An 18,312-nucleotide genomic window follows, 5' to 3' on the forward strand; every position below is an offset into this window, starting at 1 on the left:
TTAGCCGGTGACTTATTTATTATCAGCTTAAATCAGCACTGCTAAACCTAGTCTTTAATATTATCTTCTCTTTTTCGGACCACCTTGACCTTGACCTCTGCCTCTGTCATTTCTGTTATTACCACCTCTATCACCACCCTTATTATCTCCATCAGTTCTTTTTCTTCCTTCACCCCGATCGAAATCTCCTCTTCCACCTTCTCTTCTTTTGCCACCACGTTCATTTCCGGAGGCCTGTTGTGATTGTCCGGCTGCATTAGCAGAAGCACTCGCTTGATTAGGAGTTAGGTCACGTTTGCCGAAAACTTCTCCTTTAAATATCCATACTTTGATACCTATCTTGCCATATACTGTATGTGCTTCAGATATTGCATAATCAATATCAGCTCTTAAAGTATGTAAGGGAATCCGTCCTTCTCTGTATTGTTCAGAACGAGCCATTTCAGCACCGCCTAAGCGACCAGATACTTTCACACGTATACCTTGAGCACCTACACGCATAGCAGAAGAAATTGCTTGCTTCATTGCACGACGGTAAGAAATTCTAGCTTCCAGCTGTTGGGCAATTGCTTCACCAACCAGTTTAGCATCTATCTCCGGGCGTTTGATTTCAAATATGTTAATTTGAACATCTTTGCCAGTAAGTTTTTTCAACTCTTCTTTTACTTTCTCTACCTCTATACCGTTCTTACCTATTACTACACCAGGACGAGCTGTATTGATGGTTAAAGTTATCCGCTTTAAAGTTCTTTCAATAATTACTTTAGCAATGCCGCCTTTTGGAATACGGGCAAGCACATATTTGCGGATTTTTTCATCCTCTACTAGTTTGTCAGCAAACGTTTTGCCTCCATACCAATTAGAATCCCATCCTTTAACTATACCTAGTCTTAGTCCGGTAGGATTAACTTTTTGTCCCATTACTTATTATCTTTATCTTGGTTAGTACTAGTTTCTGTCTCTGCAAACTCTACCGGAGCAAAAGAATCAACGATCAGCGTAATATGATTTGAACGCTTACGTATTCTGTGTCCTCTGCCTTGTGGTGCTGGCCTTAATCTTTTCAACATCCGGCCACCGTCTACAAATATGGTTTTTATATATAAGTCAGCCTCTTCTATACGGGCTCCTTCGTTTTTTGCCTGCCAATTAGCCACAGCAGAAAGTAACAAGCTTTCTATTTGTGTAGCACCTATTTTAGGCTGAAACTTTAATATGCTTAATGCTTTATTTACTCGTTGTCCTCTTACCAGGTCGGCCACTAATCTCATTTTGCGAGGGGAAGTGGGTACGTTTCTTAGTTTAGCTACTGCTTCCATGATAATTATTTTTTACCTTTATCCTTTTTAGCTACGTGACCTCTGAAATTTCTGGTAGGGGCAAATTCGCCTAACTTATGTCCTACCATGTTTTCTGTAACATATACCGGTATAAATTTATTACCATTATGCACAGCAAATGTATGTCCTACAAAATCAGGTGAAATCATTGACCGACGGGACCAGGTCTTGATAACTGATTTTTTTCCTGAGTCATTCATAGCTTGTACTTTTTTGTCAAGCCTGTAATCTATATAAGGTCCCTTTTTTAATGAACGTCCCATTATTTTTTCTTCCTGCTTATAATTAATCTGTTAGAATATTTTTTCTTGCTACGAGTTTTCTTGCCTTTCGCCAATAAACCGTTTCTTGAACGTGGGTGACCACCAGAAGACTTACCTTCACCACCACCCATTGGATGGTCTACAGGGTTCATAGCAACACCTCTTGTACGTGGACGGATACCTAACCAACGGCTTCTACCAGCTTTTCCAATGCTTACATTCATATGGTCAGCATTAGAAACAGAGCCCACAGTTGCTATACAAGTAACGAGTACCATACGCATTTCACCAGAAGGCATCTTCAGGGTAGCATATTTGCCATCACGTGCTAACAACTGAGCATACGTTCCAGCACTACGCGCCATTGACCCGCCACCACCTGGACGAATCTCAATATTATGTACAATTGTACCTAATGGAATAGCCGAAAGTGGCAGAGCATTTCCTACTTCTGGGGCTACACTTGCACCGGAAATAACTGTTTGGCCAACTGTAATGCCTTCCGGAGCAATAATATATCTTTTTTCACCGTCTTCATATTGCAGCAATGCAATCCGGGCAGAACGGTTAGGATCGTATTCTACGGTTTGTACAGTAGCAGGTACGTCAAATTTATTTCTTTTGAAATCTATTATTCTGTATCTCTTCTTATGTCCACCACCTATGTAGCGCATAGTGAGCCTACCGGAATCGTTTCTACCACCAGATTTTTTGATGGCTACAGTTAATGACTTTTCAGGCTTGTCTGTTGTGATCTCAGTAAATGCCGGAGCTACTCTAAATCTTTGCCCTGGTGTAACTGGTCTTAGTTTTCTTACTGCCATTTTATTGTTAATATATGGAGTTATAAATGTTTCTAACCTTTACAGGTAGCTTATAACTCTCGGTGTACATAATGTTTATATACCACTGTAGAAATCTATCACTTCGCCTTCAGCTACTGATACAATAGCTTTTTTGAAAGTGGAAGTTCTACCTGAAATTACTTTTGTAGAAGTGTATTTGGTTTTGGCTTTTCCTTGGTAGCGGATTGTTCGCACAGTTTCCACTTTCACTCCATACATTTTTTCTACCGCTTTTTTTATCTCTATTTTATTGGCGTTTGCATCGACTATAAAGCCATATTTGCCCTTTTCATTTAATGCGGCCACTTTTTCTGTAACCAATGGTCTTTTTAAAACACTCATCGCTTTTTATTTAAAAAGTTCTTCAATTCTTGGCAGCGAGCTTTCGCTGATAAATAGCCTATCCGCATGTAATAATTCATAAGTATTCAACTGGTTTACAGTTGTTACCCTAGCTTTAGGCAAATTCCGGCTAGACAAGTATACGTTTGTATTTACCTCGTTAAGCACAAAAAGTGTTTTTTGATCTACAGCTGAAAAATTCTGTAAGAACTTCAGATAGTCTTTTGTTTTTGGTGCATCAAGCGTAAAATCTTCCAATACGGCAATAGCTGTAGTAGACGCTTTATACGCTAAAGCAGATTTTCTAGCAAGAGCTTTTACCTTCTTATTCAATTTAAAGCTATAGTCTCTCGGCCTTGGACCGAATACCCGGCCACCACCTTTATATAAAGGATTTTTGATGCTACCCTTACGTGAACCACCAGTACCCTTTTGCTTATGAAGCTTTTTAGTAGATCCAGAGATTTCACCTCTCTCTTTAGACTTATGTGTGCCTTGTCTTTGATTAGCCAAGTATTGCTTTACATCCAAATAGATGGCATGATCATTTGGTGTGATACCAAATATTTCATCTGGCAGGTTTACTTTTCTGCCTGTATCTTTTCCTGTATTATTTAAAACTGAAATTTCCATAGGTTTACTTCTGTAAAATTACCAGTGAATTTTTAGCTCCGGGTACAGATCCACTGATCAAAATCAGGTTCTGTTCAGGAATTACTCGTATCACCTTTAGGTTCTGAATTGTTACTCTATCTCCACCGGTACGGCCTGCCATTCTTGTTCCCGGGAAAACTCTTGATGGAAACGAAGAGGCACCTACCGAACCAGGGTGACGCTGGCGGTTGTGCTGACCGTGTGTTTGGCCACCCACACCACTAAATCCATGGCGTTTTACTACACCTTGAAAACCTTTACCTTTGGAAGTACCTACGGCGTCAACAAATTCTCCTTCTTTGAAGACATCTGCTACTGTTATTGTATCGCCCAAATTTACAGCGTTAGCAAAATCTTTAAATTCTACTAACTTACGTTTTGCAGTGGTACCAGCTTTTTTAAGATGGCCTAATAAAGCTTTAGGTGCATTTTTTTCTTTCGCATCTCCATAAGCTAATTGTACTGCCACGTAACCGTCTGTTTCTACAGTCTTCACTTGCGTAACTACGCAAGGACCAGCCTCCACCACTGTGCATGGAACACTTGTTCCATCGGCACTATAGATGCTAGTCATTCCGATTTTTTTACCAATTATACCAGACATTTTTTATATGATATTTAATAACAAAAACTATCGTTGTGCGTTTATTGATAGTTTTTTCGTAAAGGACTGCAAAGTTATGGATTAAATGTAAGTTTGCAAATAGTTGAGAAAAAATTAATTACATATTTTCTCCCTTTTTACAGTTATATCTACGCTTTTCCTCATAAAAGTACAATCCATTTTTTATATAATTTGTTAACCTACTTTATATACAAAGAAAAAGACCTAACCACAGGCTAGGCCTTATTTATTATATATACTAAAGTACTATCAAACTTTTATTTCTACATCCACGCCACTTGGCAATTCTAGTTTCATTAATGCATCTACTGTTTTAGCACTAGTGGAATGAATATCTACTAGTCTTTTGTAGGTACATAATTGAAATTGCTCTCTGGATTTTTTGTTAACGTGTGGAGATCTCAACACTGTGAATTTTTCCTTTTCAGTTGGCAAAGGAATAGGGCCGCTTACTACCGCACCGGTAGACTTTACAGCTTTTACAATCTTCTCAGAAGATTTATCTACTAAGTTGTGATCGTAAGATTTTAACTTTATTCTGATCTTTTGGTTCATATATCTTATGAGTCTTCAGCAATCACCATCAATAGCATAAAATACTTCTGATGGTGATTTTCTGTTTATTTTCCGCCTTTTACTTTTGCAATAACTGATTCTGCTAAGTTAGCAGGTAAAAATTCGTAATGTGAGAATGTTAAATTTGCTGATGCACGTCCGGATGAAATTGTACGCAGGTCGGTTACATAACCAAACAACTCAGACAAAGGAACATCGGCCTTCACTACCTGAGAACCGGCTTTTGTATCCATTCCCTTCATCAACCCACGTCTTCTATTTAAATCTCCTGTAATAGGTCCGGTATATTCATCAGGTGTTATTACTTCTACTGCCATAATAGGCTCCATTATTTTTGGGCCTGCATTTTTTGCAGATTCTTTAAAGCCAATGCGTGCTGCTAATTCAAATGACAAAGCATCGGAATCCACATCGTGGTAAGAACCATGAAATAACCGCACCTTCATTGAATCTACTGGATATCCTGCCAGAACACCATTTTTCATTGCCTCTTCAAAGCCTTTCTGAACAGATGGAATAAATTCTCTTGGAATAACCCCACCCACGATAGCATTTACAAACTCCAAGCCTGGCTTACCATCTTCCCGTGGACTAATTTCAAAGCTGATATCTGCAAATTTACCTCTACCACCAGTCTGCTTTTTGTAAACTTCGCGGTGAGTAAAGCTTTTTGTCAGTGCTTCTTTATAAGCTACTTGCGGTGCACCTTGATTAATTTCCACATTAAACTCGCGTCTCATGCGGTCAATAATAATCTCTAAGTGTAGCTCACCCATACCTTTTAATACAGTTTGTCCAGTTTCGTGGTCTGTCTGTACATGAAGCGTTGGATCTTCTTCCACTAGTTTTGCAATGGCATTACTTAGTTTATCTACATCTGCCTGTTTCTTAGGTTCAATAGCATACCCAATTACTGGCTCAGGGAAAACCATAGATTCAAATACAATTTTTGCATTCGGATCGCAAAGGGTATCTCCTGTCTTGATATCTTTAAAACCTACGACCGCACCAATATCACCAGCCACCAGTCTCTCGATCTGGTTTTGCTTATTAGCATGCATTTGGAAAATGCGCGATATACGCTCTTTGTTATTCGAACGTGTGTTAAACACATAAGAACCTGACTCCAATATACCAGAGTATGCGCGCACGAAACACAAACGGCCTACATATGGGTCAGTAGCAATTTTGAATGCAAGACCGGCAAAAGGTTCTTTTTCGCTTGGTTTACGGGCTACTTCATCACCTGTATCAGGATTGACGCCAATAATACTTTCTTTATCCATTGGTGAAGGACACAGCGCCATTACATAATCGAGCATGGTCTGTACACCTTTGTTTTTGAAAGAGGAACCACAGAGCATGGGTACAATAGCCATGTCAATAGTAGCTTTGCGAAGCGCAGTTAGTATTTCATCTTCAGTGATTGACTTAGGATCATCAAAGTATTTCTCCATTAACGATTCATCATACTCAGCCACTGCTTCTAACAATTTCTCTCTGTATTCCAAGGCCTCTTCCATCATGTCGTCAGGAATTGGCACTTCTCTAAAAGTCATTCCTTTATCATGCTCATTCCACTCAATTCCACGGAAGTTAACTAAATCTACCACTCCTTTGAAATTGTCCTCAGCACCGATAGGTAATTGCAACGCAACCGCATTACTGCCCAGCATTTCTTTCACCTGCTTGCATACACCTAAAAAGTCAGCACCTGAACGGTCCATTTTATTAACAAACCCAATCCGAGCAACTTTGTAATTGTTAGCTAAACGCCAGTTAGTTTCTGATTGTGGCTCTACCCCATCAACAGCACTAAATAAAAATACCAGACCGTCCAGTACGCGCAGAGAACGGTTTACCTCTACGGTAAAATCTACGTGGCCGGGTGTATCAATAATATTTATGTGATATTTTTGTTCTCTGTAAGTCCAGTCAACTGTTACAGCAGCAGATGTAATAGTAATACCTCTTTCCTGCTCTTGCTCCATCCAGTCAGTGGTAGCAGCACCCTCATGAACCTCGCCTAACTTATGAGACTTACCAGTATAATAAAGTATCCGCTCCGTAGTGGTGGTTTTACCTGCATCAATATGCGCAGCTATCCCAATATTTCTTGTATATCTTAAATCGCGGGCCATAATTAAAATTTAAAATGTGAGAAAGCCTTGTTTGCTTCAGCCATTCTGTGGGTATCATCTTTCTTCTTCACAGCAGCACCCTCTCCTTTAGAAGCAGCAATAATTTCACCTGCCAGTTTCTCAGTCATTGTTTTTTCTCCACGCTTTCTTGCGTAGGCAATTAACCATTTAATACCTAGCGATTGTTTTCTTTCTGGTCTTACTTCACTGGGTACTTGAAAAGTAGCGCCCCCCACCCGGCGGCTTCTTACCTCAACACCAGGCATAATGTTGTTCAATGCTTTCTTCCATACATCCACCCCATTTTCATTTGTGCGTTTCTGAATAAGGTCACAAGCATCATAAAAAATATTGTAAGCGACACTCTTCTTGCCATCATACATCAAGTTATTTACAAACTTGGTCACCAGCACGTCTTTGAATTTGGGATCTGGCAGGATATATCTTTTCTTAGGTTTTGACTTTCTCATTGTTGATATTATTAGCTTTTAGCTATCAGCTATCTATTGTATTTGCTTTATTATATATAAATGCTACCTGTATTATTTTTTGCCTTTGGCTGGAGGTGCACCTTTGCCACCTTTAGCCGGAGCTGCTCCTGGTTTTGGACGCTTCGTTCCGTATTTAGATCTTCCTTGCAAACGTCCGTTTACACCAGCTGTATCCATAGCACCTCTGATGATGTGGTAACGTACGCCTGGCAAATCTTTTACCCTTCCACCTCTGATCAATACGATAGAGTGCTCTTGCAGATTATGACCTTCACCTGGAATATAGGCATTTACTTCCTTCTGATTAGTTAACCGCACTCTGGCTACTTTACGCATAGCTGAGTTTGGTTTTTTAGGGGTAGTAGTATACACTCTGGTACAAACACCTCTACGCTGAGGGCAAGAATCCAGTGCGGGTGACTTTGATTTAGTTGTTAACTCTTTTCTACCTTTTCTTACTAATTGCTGTATAGTAGGCATTTATGATATAATTTTTAGTAAATTTTAACGCTAATTTTTTTAGAACTGCAAATGTAGAGCAATTGTACAAATTATACAAAAGTTATTCTGTAATATTTTTTGTAAGGTAATGAGAATAAAGGGATACGGAACCGACGTAAACTAGTAACTGCCCAACCTGAAGATATAATCTACTGATGCAACCGCTTTGTGAAATACAATTTTGGTGAGTATAACTTTATAAAATATACGAATCAATCCTCAAAACAAAAGTACATATAAAAATTCGACAAACCTTTATATGACAAAATAATAGCTTCTACTTTATCTTTTCTAATGATTTCCGGTGGCGTTAGTATGGCAAGATGGCGTAAGGTATCTGATTACTTTTGCAGGCACGCCTCCTACTAATGTATAGGGAGGTACATCTTTTGTTACAACAGCCCCTGCAGCTACTACTGCCCCTTTCCCAATGGTTACACCTTTTAATATAGTACAGCGGGTAGCCAGCCAGACATTATCTTCAATAATAACAGGAGCTGGCTTTTCTGGGGTAGCTCTATTCTCCACGCCGTGAAAGTCATTATCCATAATAATTACCTGAGGAGCAATCTCACAATTTTTGCCTATTACTACCTGGTTCCGTACCGAAACAACAACACCTGTATTAATAAAGGTATTATCGCCAATAGTAAGATTTGCATTATCGCCTACAGATATTTGTGTAATAGTGATATGTGACCATATTTTTACCCGATCACCAATGAAAATGGCACCCTTCCCTTCTACTCTCAGATTCCCTCTTACAGTTACCATCCGGCCTACTTGCAAGCAACGCCGCAATTTAACTTTAGCATTTAGTAAGCGAAGGAAACCTACAAAATACCTCTTGCAAGTAGATACTAGTTGAGCCAGCCCTAACTTAGGTTGGGAATTATCCTTTTTTACCTCAACCATTAATAATTCTTTGATAGCAGAAGACATAATAACCTAAAGTCATTTCGTTGAGTTAATATATACAGCTTTTTCATCTACCTTATCTGTTTTGCTTTATCTCCCCATGTGGTGTATGAAGAAAAGTATATCTGGCTTTGCGGATTTGAAGTACAGAGAAGATAAATTGAATAAAGAGTGCTGGCATGGCAGATACTTCTTTCCAGGAAATTTTCTTCAAAAGAGCGTTGGGAATGGAGAGGAATAATGAAACTATTAGCAACAATACTAGGGTACTGCTAAAAACAAATAGAGGCATATGCTGCAACAGAACTGAAAGCAATGTAGTACCGATGGCTAAGCCTAACAGAAGTAACCGCGGTAACAGCATAAATTGGAATACTTTATCAAAATAAGCCACATTGCCTCGAAATAATTGAATAATTCCACTAAAAAAATTATTCGTTAAATAAGTAAGCTGTGCAGCAATCCAGCGGGTACGTTGTTTTTTGAAATCTACTATACGCTGTACTTTCTCATCATAAACCAAGGCATCTTCTGCATAATAGATATATCTTCTATCTTTTAGTATGGCTAATTCCAATTCCTTATCAAATCCTGATACTGCCGTAATGCTTGCCATTGTTTGCTTAAAAAATTGAAAGTCGAACGCCATGGCTGAACCAATTAGCGCTGCAGGCAAACCTAAAGCACAATGCCCTTTTCTAAAGATATGATTATTTATTTCTTCGCTGATAGCATCTAATATAGCTATGCTAGTATTTGTGTTCTTTGCAATCCGGTGCCCTTGTATGATGGTATATCCTTCAGCAAAAGCTTGCGAAACTTTTTCCAGAAATTGAACATCCATTATATTATCTGCATCTAACACCACAGCCAGATCATAGCCAAACAACGGCTGTAAAGTTGCATTAATGGCTTTAGCCTTAGTAGGATTACTAAATTTTACTTCTACTACCGTAATTGGTAAGGCTTTTAAAGCCAGTATAGTCTCTTGCTTCAACGAATCGCAAATAACCGCCACTTCATACAAATTTTGCGGATAATACTGCTGTAATGCTTGCTTGGCTACTTCTACAATTACATTGTCTTCTTTATAGGCAGGAATTAACACAAGTATTTTATATCCAGGTTTTTCTTTTTTTTCGCTTATTTCAACAGGTTTTACTAGTCTGCCAGCAATAGCAAAGAGAAATAAGTAGCTTGTACATATAGCTAAGTATATAAGCACTACACTGGTTACTACTAGTACTCCTGTCATCAGTTATTTGTAGATTGAAATGTTTTACCCATAGCCTGCATTAATGGATTTGCTGAATAGATTGTTTCATTCCTGTTGGATATACTGTCAAAAGCACCTTTTAAAAAGGCTTTTAACAATAGGAAATCGCCTTTTATACATAAGATGATACTATTTTTTGGAATAGAAATACACAAAAAAAACAGTAAATAAAGCAGAAAGGTATTGCCAGGAAAATTTCTTTTCATAAATAGCGTACGATTGCGGGTGGTGTAATACATACGTAAGGGGCTATTTTTGCCTACAGATACAGATTCTTTATGATAAACCACGGACTCGCCTACTACATATAATATATATCCTGCTCTTTTTGCCCTTTCACCCCAGTCTAGTTCTTCATAATAGAGAAAAAAACGCTCTTCCATTCCCCCTATTTGTTGAATTAATTGCCTGGAGAGCAGCATGGCAGCACCGTGAATAAGTTCTGTAGGTTGAGTAGAGGAGTATTTTAGGCTATCTGTTTCGCCACTACCTTTGAATTTCCCCCGCCCAGTGATTGGATTTATTTTACCTCCTCCTGCGTACTGAATAATATTTTGTTGATCGAAGTATTTAATTTTCGGACTAATGATTCCTGCTTGTGGGAGACGCTTTATACCAGCTACCAGAGGCTCCAGAAAATCAGGCTCAACTTCTGTATCATTATTTAAAAGTAATAGCAACTCACCTTTTGCTTTTTTTATACCCAAATTGTTGCCTCCAGCAAATCCCCTATTAATTGTACTCTCAATAAATGTTACGTTTGCATAATTACTTAGGTAGGTTTCCAACATATTATCATCACTACCATTATTTACAATAATCACCTCATAGTTTGGATAAGTTATTTTTTGAATAGACTGCAGCCATTCTATTGTAACCTTTGCCTGGTTAAAATTGATCGTAATGATAGAAACTAAAGGAAATTGTTTCTGAATCATGCTGCTTTGTATTTGCTATAGTGTTGAATCGGCTGTTTAATTATAAAATAGCTGGTAGCAGCTAATTCACTCAGTTTTATGGGTATTGTTTTATTTAACAAAAACCAACCAATTATACAACCACTGATCACAGTAAGAATGGTAGCTACAGCCATAAGTATAGGAGATGCAAAAAAATGAATAGCCACCAGATTACCCACAATATTAAGTATCACCATTAGCCACACTTTAAGGAGATTTACCTGAGGCTTATTCAGGATATCCAACGTAATTCCCAAGAATCTATCTAAAGGAAGAAATAAACTATAGATTACAAAGCATCTAAAGATAGTGGCAGAGCTAGCATACATCTCACCCCCTGCTATGACTACCATCGTTTCTGCAAATAAGAACATACCCAACGTGACTGGTATAAAAAGCAGAGTCAAGATTGCTGTATATCGGTAGAATAGTTGCTTTATAAATAAGAAATTTTGTTCACCACTGTGCCTTACAGCTTGAGGTAGATAAGTAGCAGCTACACTTCTGAGCGGAATTTCCAGCAATTCAATAAGCTTATATGGCAGATTATAAGCGGCAAGTGCTGCAGGTCCTAAATACCAGCTAATCATAAAGGTATCCGCACTTTTCAGCAAATTGGTGCTCAATAAAGTGCCCATGGTGTATTTCCCAAAGGACAGCAGTTTTTTTATAACAGCCACTTTTGCCTGAAATAATGTTTGGATACCACTCCACCCACAGGCTATAACAACACCTGAGGTTACCAAATAGCTCAGTATGTGTACTTGCAGTAGGGTTTGCAGGTGAAAAGGAGAGAAGAATCCACTTAAAGTAAAGCATAGAAAAGGTACAGCTAAGATCAACCGGATACATAAAATCCGGTTATACTTTTCTTTTATCTGCTGCAACCAAAGTGAAAAAGTAAAGGGAAAAGAAGTTATAATAAGCAGTTGCAGGTATAAACCAAGTTCTGGTTCGAAAGCCTTTTCACTAAATATAGGTATACTGAGTTCAAGTAGCCATACAAGTAGTAGTAATACTATTGACAGTATAATTCCTATTACCCATGAAGAACCTGTTACTGATCCTGTATCTTTCTGAGTTGAATGTTTAATAAGGGCTGTATGAATGATACCAGAACGCAGCATATCACTAAAAGTAAAGGCTGTTATATATAACAGCCATTTACCCAATTCTTCTGCATTTAATATTCTGGCTAATGCCCATATATTAATAAAACCTGCAGTAGCACTAAGGATTGTCCCAGTTAATGAAAAAGCATTATTACTCACCAAAAACTTTTTCACATCAAGCCATTTTATAGTTCAGATCATGCTTACAAGAGAGCTAGATTGAGCAGATGCCTGGCAATCAAACCATAATACCTGCATGGTGAGTTGCCTCAGACATTACTCCTTTTTTCACCAGTACACTGGCAACAGCAGCACCGAATTGCTCGCCTCTTTTCTCCCAGGAATTACCTTGTGCCAATGCTATTCGCTGCTTCCTTTTCTCAGGTGTATCATTACAAAGGTTTTCAACTACACCCTGTACAAATGCATCCTGTCCGCTGGTAACAGAAATAAATGAACCAAATTCAGAGAATGATGCAAAATCCGTAGAAATTACCGGTATACCGGCAGCCAAGTATTCATTCATTTTCATGGGATAAATACCTGCTGTTTGCTCATTTTTCAAAAATGGAATAATTCCGGCATCAAATCTTTTTAAGAAGTCCGGTAATTCCTCCATTCTTTTAGAATCCCAGAATTTAGTATTTGGTAACTTATCTAGTTTAGCTACTTTACTCTTTTCTACAATTCGCCCGACAAACTCAAACTTTACGTCTGTTAGTTGTTCTGCTAAATGAGCTACTAAATCATAATCTATCCGGTTATCCAGGCTGCCTATATATCCTACAGTGATGTCAGCCGTTTTGTTCTTATTTCGTAAATCAGCGGCCTTATTAAAATGCGCAAAGTCTACCCCATTTTTTACTAGATAGCAGTTATCAGTGAGTAAACTTTTGGTTTGTAGTAAGCCATCAGAGGAAACAATTACGCCATCTACTTTGCTTATATATTCTTCCTCTAGGAGTTTCCCATGATTTTTCGTCCAGGTACATGCGCTTATTTCATCATAGCAGTAATACAGGGTAGCTGATTCTCCTATTTGATTAAGCATAGGCAATCCTACAAATGGATTGAATGCATTGATCATCACAGGATTTTTAATATTCAATTTCCGCATAGCTTGCGTAACAGCTCTCTGGATTTTTCTACCATTTGAAAAAAGTAACCGCTTATACTTTGCAGGATTTTTAATGTGGTTGACAGAAAGTACGGGTGGAGGTGTTAATATATGGATAAAACTATTTTCTGGCAGACTAATCTTACGTAACCTGTTGCTAGTGCCAAGCACCCTGCCTACCGGAGCCTGCTGCTTACCAAACCAGGTAGAAAATATATCTTTGTAAGTATATGCATACTCCACATACAATACCCGGTTACGTTTAGCCAACTGAGACATAAGTTTTATGGTACTTTTCTCATAGTTGCCATCCCAGGCTGGTAAACCAATGCATACAATGTCTTTATCTTCAAGCATGAAGGTGTTCATTTTCATCTGTTAACTACTATCCGTCAATAGGGCCTTATCCACAAAGACTTAGCAACATCTGGCGCTATTGAATCATTAAGCAATTAACTAAATTTCTTATGAACCCTGGTTGTAATTTAGAGGCTAAAATTACATATTACTTATGTCTACGGATTTTACCGATTATGCCTTCCAGATAAGAAATTTTAACTTTATTTAATAGCAATTGAACAGGATGAATGGCTACTTCTTTATACCGGGATAAGGAGTAGGCATCAGCATCTTCCCATACTCTATTAGCTGAAACTAGCAGCAAAGATAAATTTGCTTGCCGGATCAACTCAACTGGCAATGCATGGTTGATAATGGATGGAATCTCTAGTATCACATAATCATAGGTGCTCAAACTCCGGTTTGTTAAAGTTTGTAAACTGGTAACCGAGCTAAAATTAGCAGGCACTTTGTATGGCAAGGTTGTATGGCCAGATTGGTTCAAACTATCAGCCGGTTCACACAGTATGGTTGAACTTCCACTACGGTTTAATTTTTCTGTTAAGCGGCTACCAAAATAAGTTTTTCCTTCTTCATCCAATATACTGAATAAAACAATAACAAATGGTTTTTCGCCGGAGTAGCTGTGCGACAAGGTTTTTATTTTTCCAATGCAATGGTTCAGTAGTTTGCGTTCAGTCTGGGTATAACGGGCACTCACATTTGTGGCATCTGCTATTGGAAGTGCACCAGCAAAAGGCAAACCTATTAGTTTTTCTGCACGTTCAGGGTCGCGTAGAGTAGCATCAAAATATTCTTTGGTAAGTATATAACCCATACAAAGAAATAAGCCTGCCAGAAGGGAGCCCAGTATCAGTATAAGGCGTTTAGAAGGATTGGCTTTAAGCGGAAAAACAGGTGAGTCAATAATCCGGAGCTTAGAGGAAAACTCCAGATTCCTTTCCCGAAGTTTACTCATATTTAAACTATGAAGTATTTCCAGGTATTCTCTTTCCGCTACACCTACTTCTCTTTCTAACCGGTTCAAACCAGAACCTAACGGAGCAAATTGCTCATAGAACTTCTGGTAACCCCGTTTAACTTCATCCATCACTTTGATGCGGGCTTTTCCTTTGTCTACTGCCACTAAGGCATCTACCCAATCTTCAAATAAAGCTTTAGAAGGAATGCCCTCTTTGGAATTATTGGAATCATAAAGTGAAGATATATCTTGTTTCAGCTTATCTTCCAGCATACCAATCTCTCTTCTTAAATCTGAGAGTGACTGCATATCTGCTTCAGGATTTATTTCAAGAGTGGTTAGCTTGGAGCTTAGCTCAGAAATTTTATCACGGTCTTTATTAATCTGAGCACTTTTCAACGTAATTTCCTTACGAATAGATAGTTTATCATCTAATTTTTTGAAAGCTGCTTCTGCAGCTGCCAGGTTAGAGTACTCTTGCTGAATTTCCAGATCAATGTCACGCTGCTGAGCCGATATATACTTGGTTTGTTCATAATAATTGATAATTTTATTCTTTGTAGAAAAGTCCTTTAGCCGGTCTTCGCCTGCCCTCAGGCGTTCCAAGGCTTTCTTTAACTCTTCTTCAAAGTAGGCGACTACCGAGCCTGTTTCTTCTGCTTTTATTTTACGGTAACGGCCAAGAAATATAGACGTAAGAATTTTAAGTGTATATTGAGACACAGCCGGATCGTAGGCTGTATAAGAGATTTCCACCATATCACTGGTTCCAACCCGTTCAGCTTTCAGGCGGCTAGATATACCTAATTCGCTATAGTATCCATCTTTGGAGGTTAATATATCCACTATTGATTTTTCACCCTTGTTATACGCTTGGTAAATATTTTGAACAGTTTTTGGAAATGATTTTTCATCAATCAATTGTGCTCTTATATGGGCAGGTACAGCAGCATATAACTCAGTAAGCGTTTCTTCTGAGGCAATTTTCGGATTTGATTGATTCATTAAAAGGTGTTGTGCTAGTAACCGCACACCTACTTCCTCTATTGTTATTCTGGAGCGTACAGTATTTATTAAATTATCAAAAGCATTATTAATTGCCAGATAATCTACACGGGAACCTTCCGCGGTTTCCAGTGTATAGCCAGAAACTAAGCCTGTATATACTACCGTTTTGGAAGTATATTGCCTGCGCATGCCACTAGTAAATGCAAAAACTAACAGGGCTAATGCAAGTGGAAACAACAGCAGCAACCATTTATGTTCTTTGAGTAATTTTTTAACGCGTAAAGGAGTCATAGATTAAAATAATTTGGTACCTACCAGGTTTTCTAATACTTTAATGTTTCTATAGAACTCTTGCTTAGCTATTTCATATTCAGTGGCTGCTTTGGAAGATATTTCGATTATTCTGGAAAGTTCTGCCACTGGGATATTGGCCTCGTTAAACTCTTTTTCAGCCATCGATCTATTCAAGCTGGTAGCATACTTGGTGTCGCTTTTAATTTTTAATATATTTTGTGACGCGATTAGGGCATAATATAGATCGGTTATCTCAGTTGTTACGTCACGAGCCATCAGGTCTTTCCGGTAGCGTGATTCTTCAAACTCACTTACGGCCATGCCTACTTCATTTTTTCTTCCAAACAGGTCATATAAAGATATACGCAGGGTGGCTCCTACCCGGTAGCCATTATTAAAATTATTGAAGTTCGTAACCTCTCCGGTGGGTTGTTGTACTAACAAGGTCTGATTTCCCATACCGGCGGTTATATCTGTTGCAATGGCATCACTCCATTGCCTTTTTTCACTTTTAATCATATAGGCATTCTTGCGCATTAAGGCCTCCTGGGACTTTATCATAGGAGAAGTTCTTAAAGCAATGGCAACTAATGTATCTAGTGGAGGTATTCTTAAGTCTGATTCATTTCCTACCTCAATCATAACCGGGGCTTTTGACTGCTTTGCTACAGGCTTCTGCTGGGCGTTTGCCAGTGAAATTTTACAGAGAAAGATTAGCAGAACAAATGTATATTTTACCGTAAAATTAATTTTCATAGTTCCTGTTTTAAAAAATCGAAGAGTAATTCAGAGAATTCAATAATATTACATTGTACTTTAATTAATACTTTTAAATCTGCAGATAGTAACCATTGACCTTGAAAGCACCACTTGCGTAAGCCTCTGAGAATTATTTATATGTAAGAAGCTGATAGGTGTAGGGTTAGAAAATAAAGGTAAGAAGAAGGGATGCAGGCAATAACAGACTTCAGCAAGTTGTCATTTGTTCAAAACATGATTCTTAGCCTGTGAAATCTTACGTATGATGTATGCCTTTTGTGGAACTTGGCCCGCTTACCAGATTATAAATAATGGCAATACTCAGATAAAATAGAATGGCTGTAGGCATCTGGCCTAGTAACTGATTTCCATAATTAGCTACAAACACACCAGCAATACCAGCATACAAAGCAAGCAATGGCTGTTTTACCCGGTATTCGTTCAGTTTCCATAATTTTACCCCCAGATACAACAGAATGAATAAGGTAATGAGCAGATACAGAGTAATACCTACAATCCCTGTTTCTACCCATATTTTTACATACCAGCTATCTACTGGTGTTTTTGCCAGAAATGTATCCGGACTGAACCGTAACCCCCAGTATCCTGCTGAACCAATCCCTCCACCAAACGGACGGGTTTCTAGATACTCACTTAATTTTAGCTGATTTTTGATTCTTACCTGAAAAGAAGGATCATTGAAGTTAAAAGCACTGCGCATCCGCTGAATCTGATAATTACTATGGCCCACATAGGTAAATTTCAATAAGAAGAAGATTCCTCCTACTAAGCAGGCCCCCACAAGCAATGTTTTAAAGTTTTTGCTCAGCAATAGATAGCTGATAATTCCCACTAATAAAACAAATAAAGCCCCTCTGGTACCAGATAAAGACATTGCATATAGCACAATACCTGCACACACCAGATAAGCAAGCTTTCTCCCAATAGAATATTTTCCAAAAGCCAGAATGAGTGCTGCTAAAGCGGCATGAGCCATGGCAGCTCCAAATTGTGCGGCATCTGAATAAAACGAAAATACCCGCAGGTTTCCAAACAACAGATGTGTAGACGCATTCTGACTTAACCAAAGCTTTTCTGCATCGTCCAACCCTATAAAATATTGTTTAAAACTATACAAAGCAGCCAGCACGGAAAATGCCAGCCATACATGTAATAGCCGTTCTACCTCCTGTAAGGTTTTTATAAACAACAAGCCAATAATCAAAGTAAAAAGCATATAAAATGCAGGGCTCCGGACGGCATAAACCCAGGCTTCGTAACTTACCACTTCCGGATTGAAAAGCTGAAACACACAGTATAGTACCCAAATCACCACACTTGCGACTATCGGATTTTTTAACTCCTGCCAATTTTTTGAATCAAATCGTTGAAAGAACGTGGCTAACAGGGTAAGCGCCAGAAACACATCTATACTTAGTCCCAGAGGCGCATCTATATACCTGGTTAAGCCTGTGGCTACAAAACCTAAAAACAGACAGGTATACAGGCCAATAACAGGATATTTAAACAGAAAGAAAAAATAAGCGGCTATAAATGGTAGCAAAAGCATACCTACAACAGCCGTAACCTGACCTGCAACAATAACAATGGCCAACACTACTAAACATAGGCCTATTTGTGAAAATTTAGTAAATCGGGCAGTAGTGATCAACGTAGTATGTCAGGAATAATGAGTTTCAGTCTATTAACCTATGGATAGTTACTGGCATTTTATAAACAGCCATTGAGAATAAGGGTAATACCCTGTGC

Annotated in this window: 19 protein-coding genes; all 19 read right to left on the reverse strand. The window is 38.4% G+C overall.

Translation table 11 applies throughout. The features are described 5' to 3' along the window. Nucleotides 1–60: 60 nt before the first annotated feature. A complete protein-coding gene (gene rpsC, locus Q0590_RS19545; RefSeq protein WP_302039283.1) occupies nucleotides 61–921 on the reverse strand; it encodes a 30S ribosomal protein S3 in 861 nt (286 codons plus the stop codon). Further along, complete coding sequence (rplV, locus tag Q0590_RS19550; RefSeq protein ID WP_302039284.1) at nucleotides 921–1,319, reverse strand: 50S ribosomal protein L22; 399 nt, start codon at nucleotides 1,317–1,319, stop codon at nucleotides 921–923. The genes rpsC and rplV overlap by 1 nt, the downstream gene beginning before the upstream one ends. A 5-nt stretch (nucleotides 1,320–1,324) precedes the next feature. Further along, nucleotides 1,325–1,603, reverse strand: coding sequence for a 30S ribosomal protein S19 (rpsS, locus tag Q0590_RS19555; protein ID WP_302039285.1), 279 nt, complete (start codon nucleotides 1,601–1,603; stop codon nucleotides 1,325–1,327). Further along, nucleotides 1,603–2,427, reverse strand: coding sequence for a 50S ribosomal protein L2 (rplB, locus tag Q0590_RS19560; protein WP_302039286.1), 825 nt, complete (start codon nucleotides 2,425–2,427; stop codon nucleotides 1,603–1,605). Before rplB ends, rpsS begins: the two co-directional genes overlap by 1 nt. A gap of 75 nt (nucleotides 2,428–2,502) precedes the next feature. Beyond that, complete coding sequence (gene rplW, locus Q0590_RS19565) at nucleotides 2,503–2,790, reverse strand: 50S ribosomal protein L23 (RefSeq protein ID WP_302039287.1); 288 nt, start codon at nucleotides 2,788–2,790, stop codon at nucleotides 2,503–2,505. A gap of 6 nt (nucleotides 2,791–2,796) precedes the next feature. Further along, a complete protein-coding gene (gene rplD, locus Q0590_RS19570) occupies nucleotides 2,797–3,423 on the reverse strand; it encodes a 50S ribosomal protein L4 (protein WP_302039288.1) in 627 nt (208 codons plus the stop codon). A 4-nt stretch (nucleotides 3,424–3,427) separates the two neighbouring features. Further along, nucleotides 3,428–4,048 carry a 50S ribosomal protein L3 gene (gene rplC / locus Q0590_RS19575; RefSeq protein WP_302039289.1) on the reverse strand — a complete coding sequence of 207 codons (621 nt, stop codon included), beginning with the start codon at nucleotides 4,046–4,048 and terminating at the stop codon, nucleotides 3,428–3,430. 270 nt (nucleotides 4,049–4,318) lie between these two features. Next, entirely contained in the window at nucleotides 4,319–4,624 is a 306-nt protein-coding gene (gene rpsJ / locus Q0590_RS19580) for a 30S ribosomal protein S10 (RefSeq protein ID WP_162445067.1), read from the reverse strand. A gap of 65 nt (nucleotides 4,625–4,689) precedes the next feature. Continuing rightward, a complete protein-coding gene (gene fusA, locus Q0590_RS19585; protein WP_302039290.1) occupies nucleotides 4,690–6,786 on the reverse strand; it encodes an elongation factor G in 2,097 nt (698 codons plus the stop codon). 2 nt (nucleotides 6,787–6,788) lie between these two features. Further along, the gene (rpsG, locus tag Q0590_RS19590; RefSeq protein ID WP_302039291.1) at nucleotides 6,789–7,256 is read right to left on the reverse strand and encodes a 30S ribosomal protein S7; all 468 of its coding nucleotides are present in this window, start codon (nucleotides 7,254–7,256) and stop codon (nucleotides 6,789–6,791) included. A 72-nt stretch (nucleotides 7,257–7,328) separates the two neighbouring features. Beyond that, on the reverse strand, nucleotides 7,329–7,757 hold the full coding sequence (gene rpsL, locus Q0590_RS19595) for a 30S ribosomal protein S12 (RefSeq protein ID WP_302039292.1): 429 nt from the start codon (nucleotides 7,755–7,757) through the stop codon (nucleotides 7,329–7,331). A gap of 312 nt (nucleotides 7,758–8,069) precedes the next feature. After that, on the reverse strand, nucleotides 8,070–8,720 hold the full coding sequence (locus tag Q0590_RS19600; protein ID WP_302039293.1) for an acyltransferase: 651 nt from the start codon (nucleotides 8,718–8,720) through the stop codon (nucleotides 8,070–8,072). A 52-nt stretch (nucleotides 8,721–8,772) separates the two neighbouring features. Further along, a complete protein-coding gene (locus tag Q0590_RS19605) occupies nucleotides 8,773–9,951 on the reverse strand; it encodes a glycosyltransferase family 2 protein (RefSeq protein ID WP_302039294.1) in 1,179 nt (392 codons plus the stop codon). Beyond that, a complete protein-coding gene (locus tag Q0590_RS19610; RefSeq protein WP_302039295.1) occupies nucleotides 9,951–10,910 on the reverse strand; it encodes a glycosyltransferase family 2 protein in 960 nt (319 codons plus the stop codon). The genes Q0590_RS19605 and Q0590_RS19610 overlap by 1 nt, the downstream gene beginning before the upstream one ends. Continuing rightward, nucleotides 10,907–12,217 (reverse strand): lipopolysaccharide biosynthesis protein, encoded by a 1,311-nt coding sequence (locus Q0590_RS19615; RefSeq protein WP_302039296.1) that lies wholly within the window; start codon nucleotides 12,215–12,217, stop codon nucleotides 10,907–10,909. The genes Q0590_RS19610 and Q0590_RS19615 overlap by 4 nt, the downstream gene beginning before the upstream one ends. Before the next feature lie 64 nt (nucleotides 12,218–12,281). Beyond that, a complete protein-coding gene (locus tag Q0590_RS19620; RefSeq protein ID WP_302039297.1) occupies nucleotides 12,282–13,529 on the reverse strand; it encodes a glycosyltransferase in 1,248 nt (415 codons plus the stop codon). Nucleotides 13,530–13,665: 136 nt separating this feature from the next. Next, nucleotides 13,666–15,780: a GumC family protein gene (locus Q0590_RS19625; RefSeq protein WP_302039298.1), complete on the reverse strand. Its 2,115-nt coding sequence runs from the start codon at nucleotides 15,778–15,780 to the stop codon at nucleotides 13,666–13,668. A 3-nt stretch (nucleotides 15,781–15,783) separates the two neighbouring features. Further along, nucleotides 15,784–16,539 carry a TolC family protein gene (locus Q0590_RS19630; protein ID WP_302039299.1) on the reverse strand — a complete coding sequence of 252 codons (756 nt, stop codon included), beginning with the start codon at nucleotides 16,537–16,539 and terminating at the stop codon, nucleotides 15,784–15,786. A 259-nt stretch (nucleotides 16,540–16,798) separates the two neighbouring features. Then, nucleotides 16,799–18,112, reverse strand: coding sequence for an O-antigen ligase family protein (locus tag Q0590_RS19635; protein WP_302039300.1), 1,314 nt, complete (start codon nucleotides 18,110–18,112; stop codon nucleotides 16,799–16,801). Between the last annotated feature and the right edge of the window lie 200 nt (nucleotides 18,113–18,312).

Source organism: Rhodocytophaga aerolata, from assembly GCF_030503435.1.
GTDB lineage: Bacteria > Bacteroidota > Bacteroidia > Cytophagales > 172606-1 > Rhodocytophaga > Rhodocytophaga aerolata.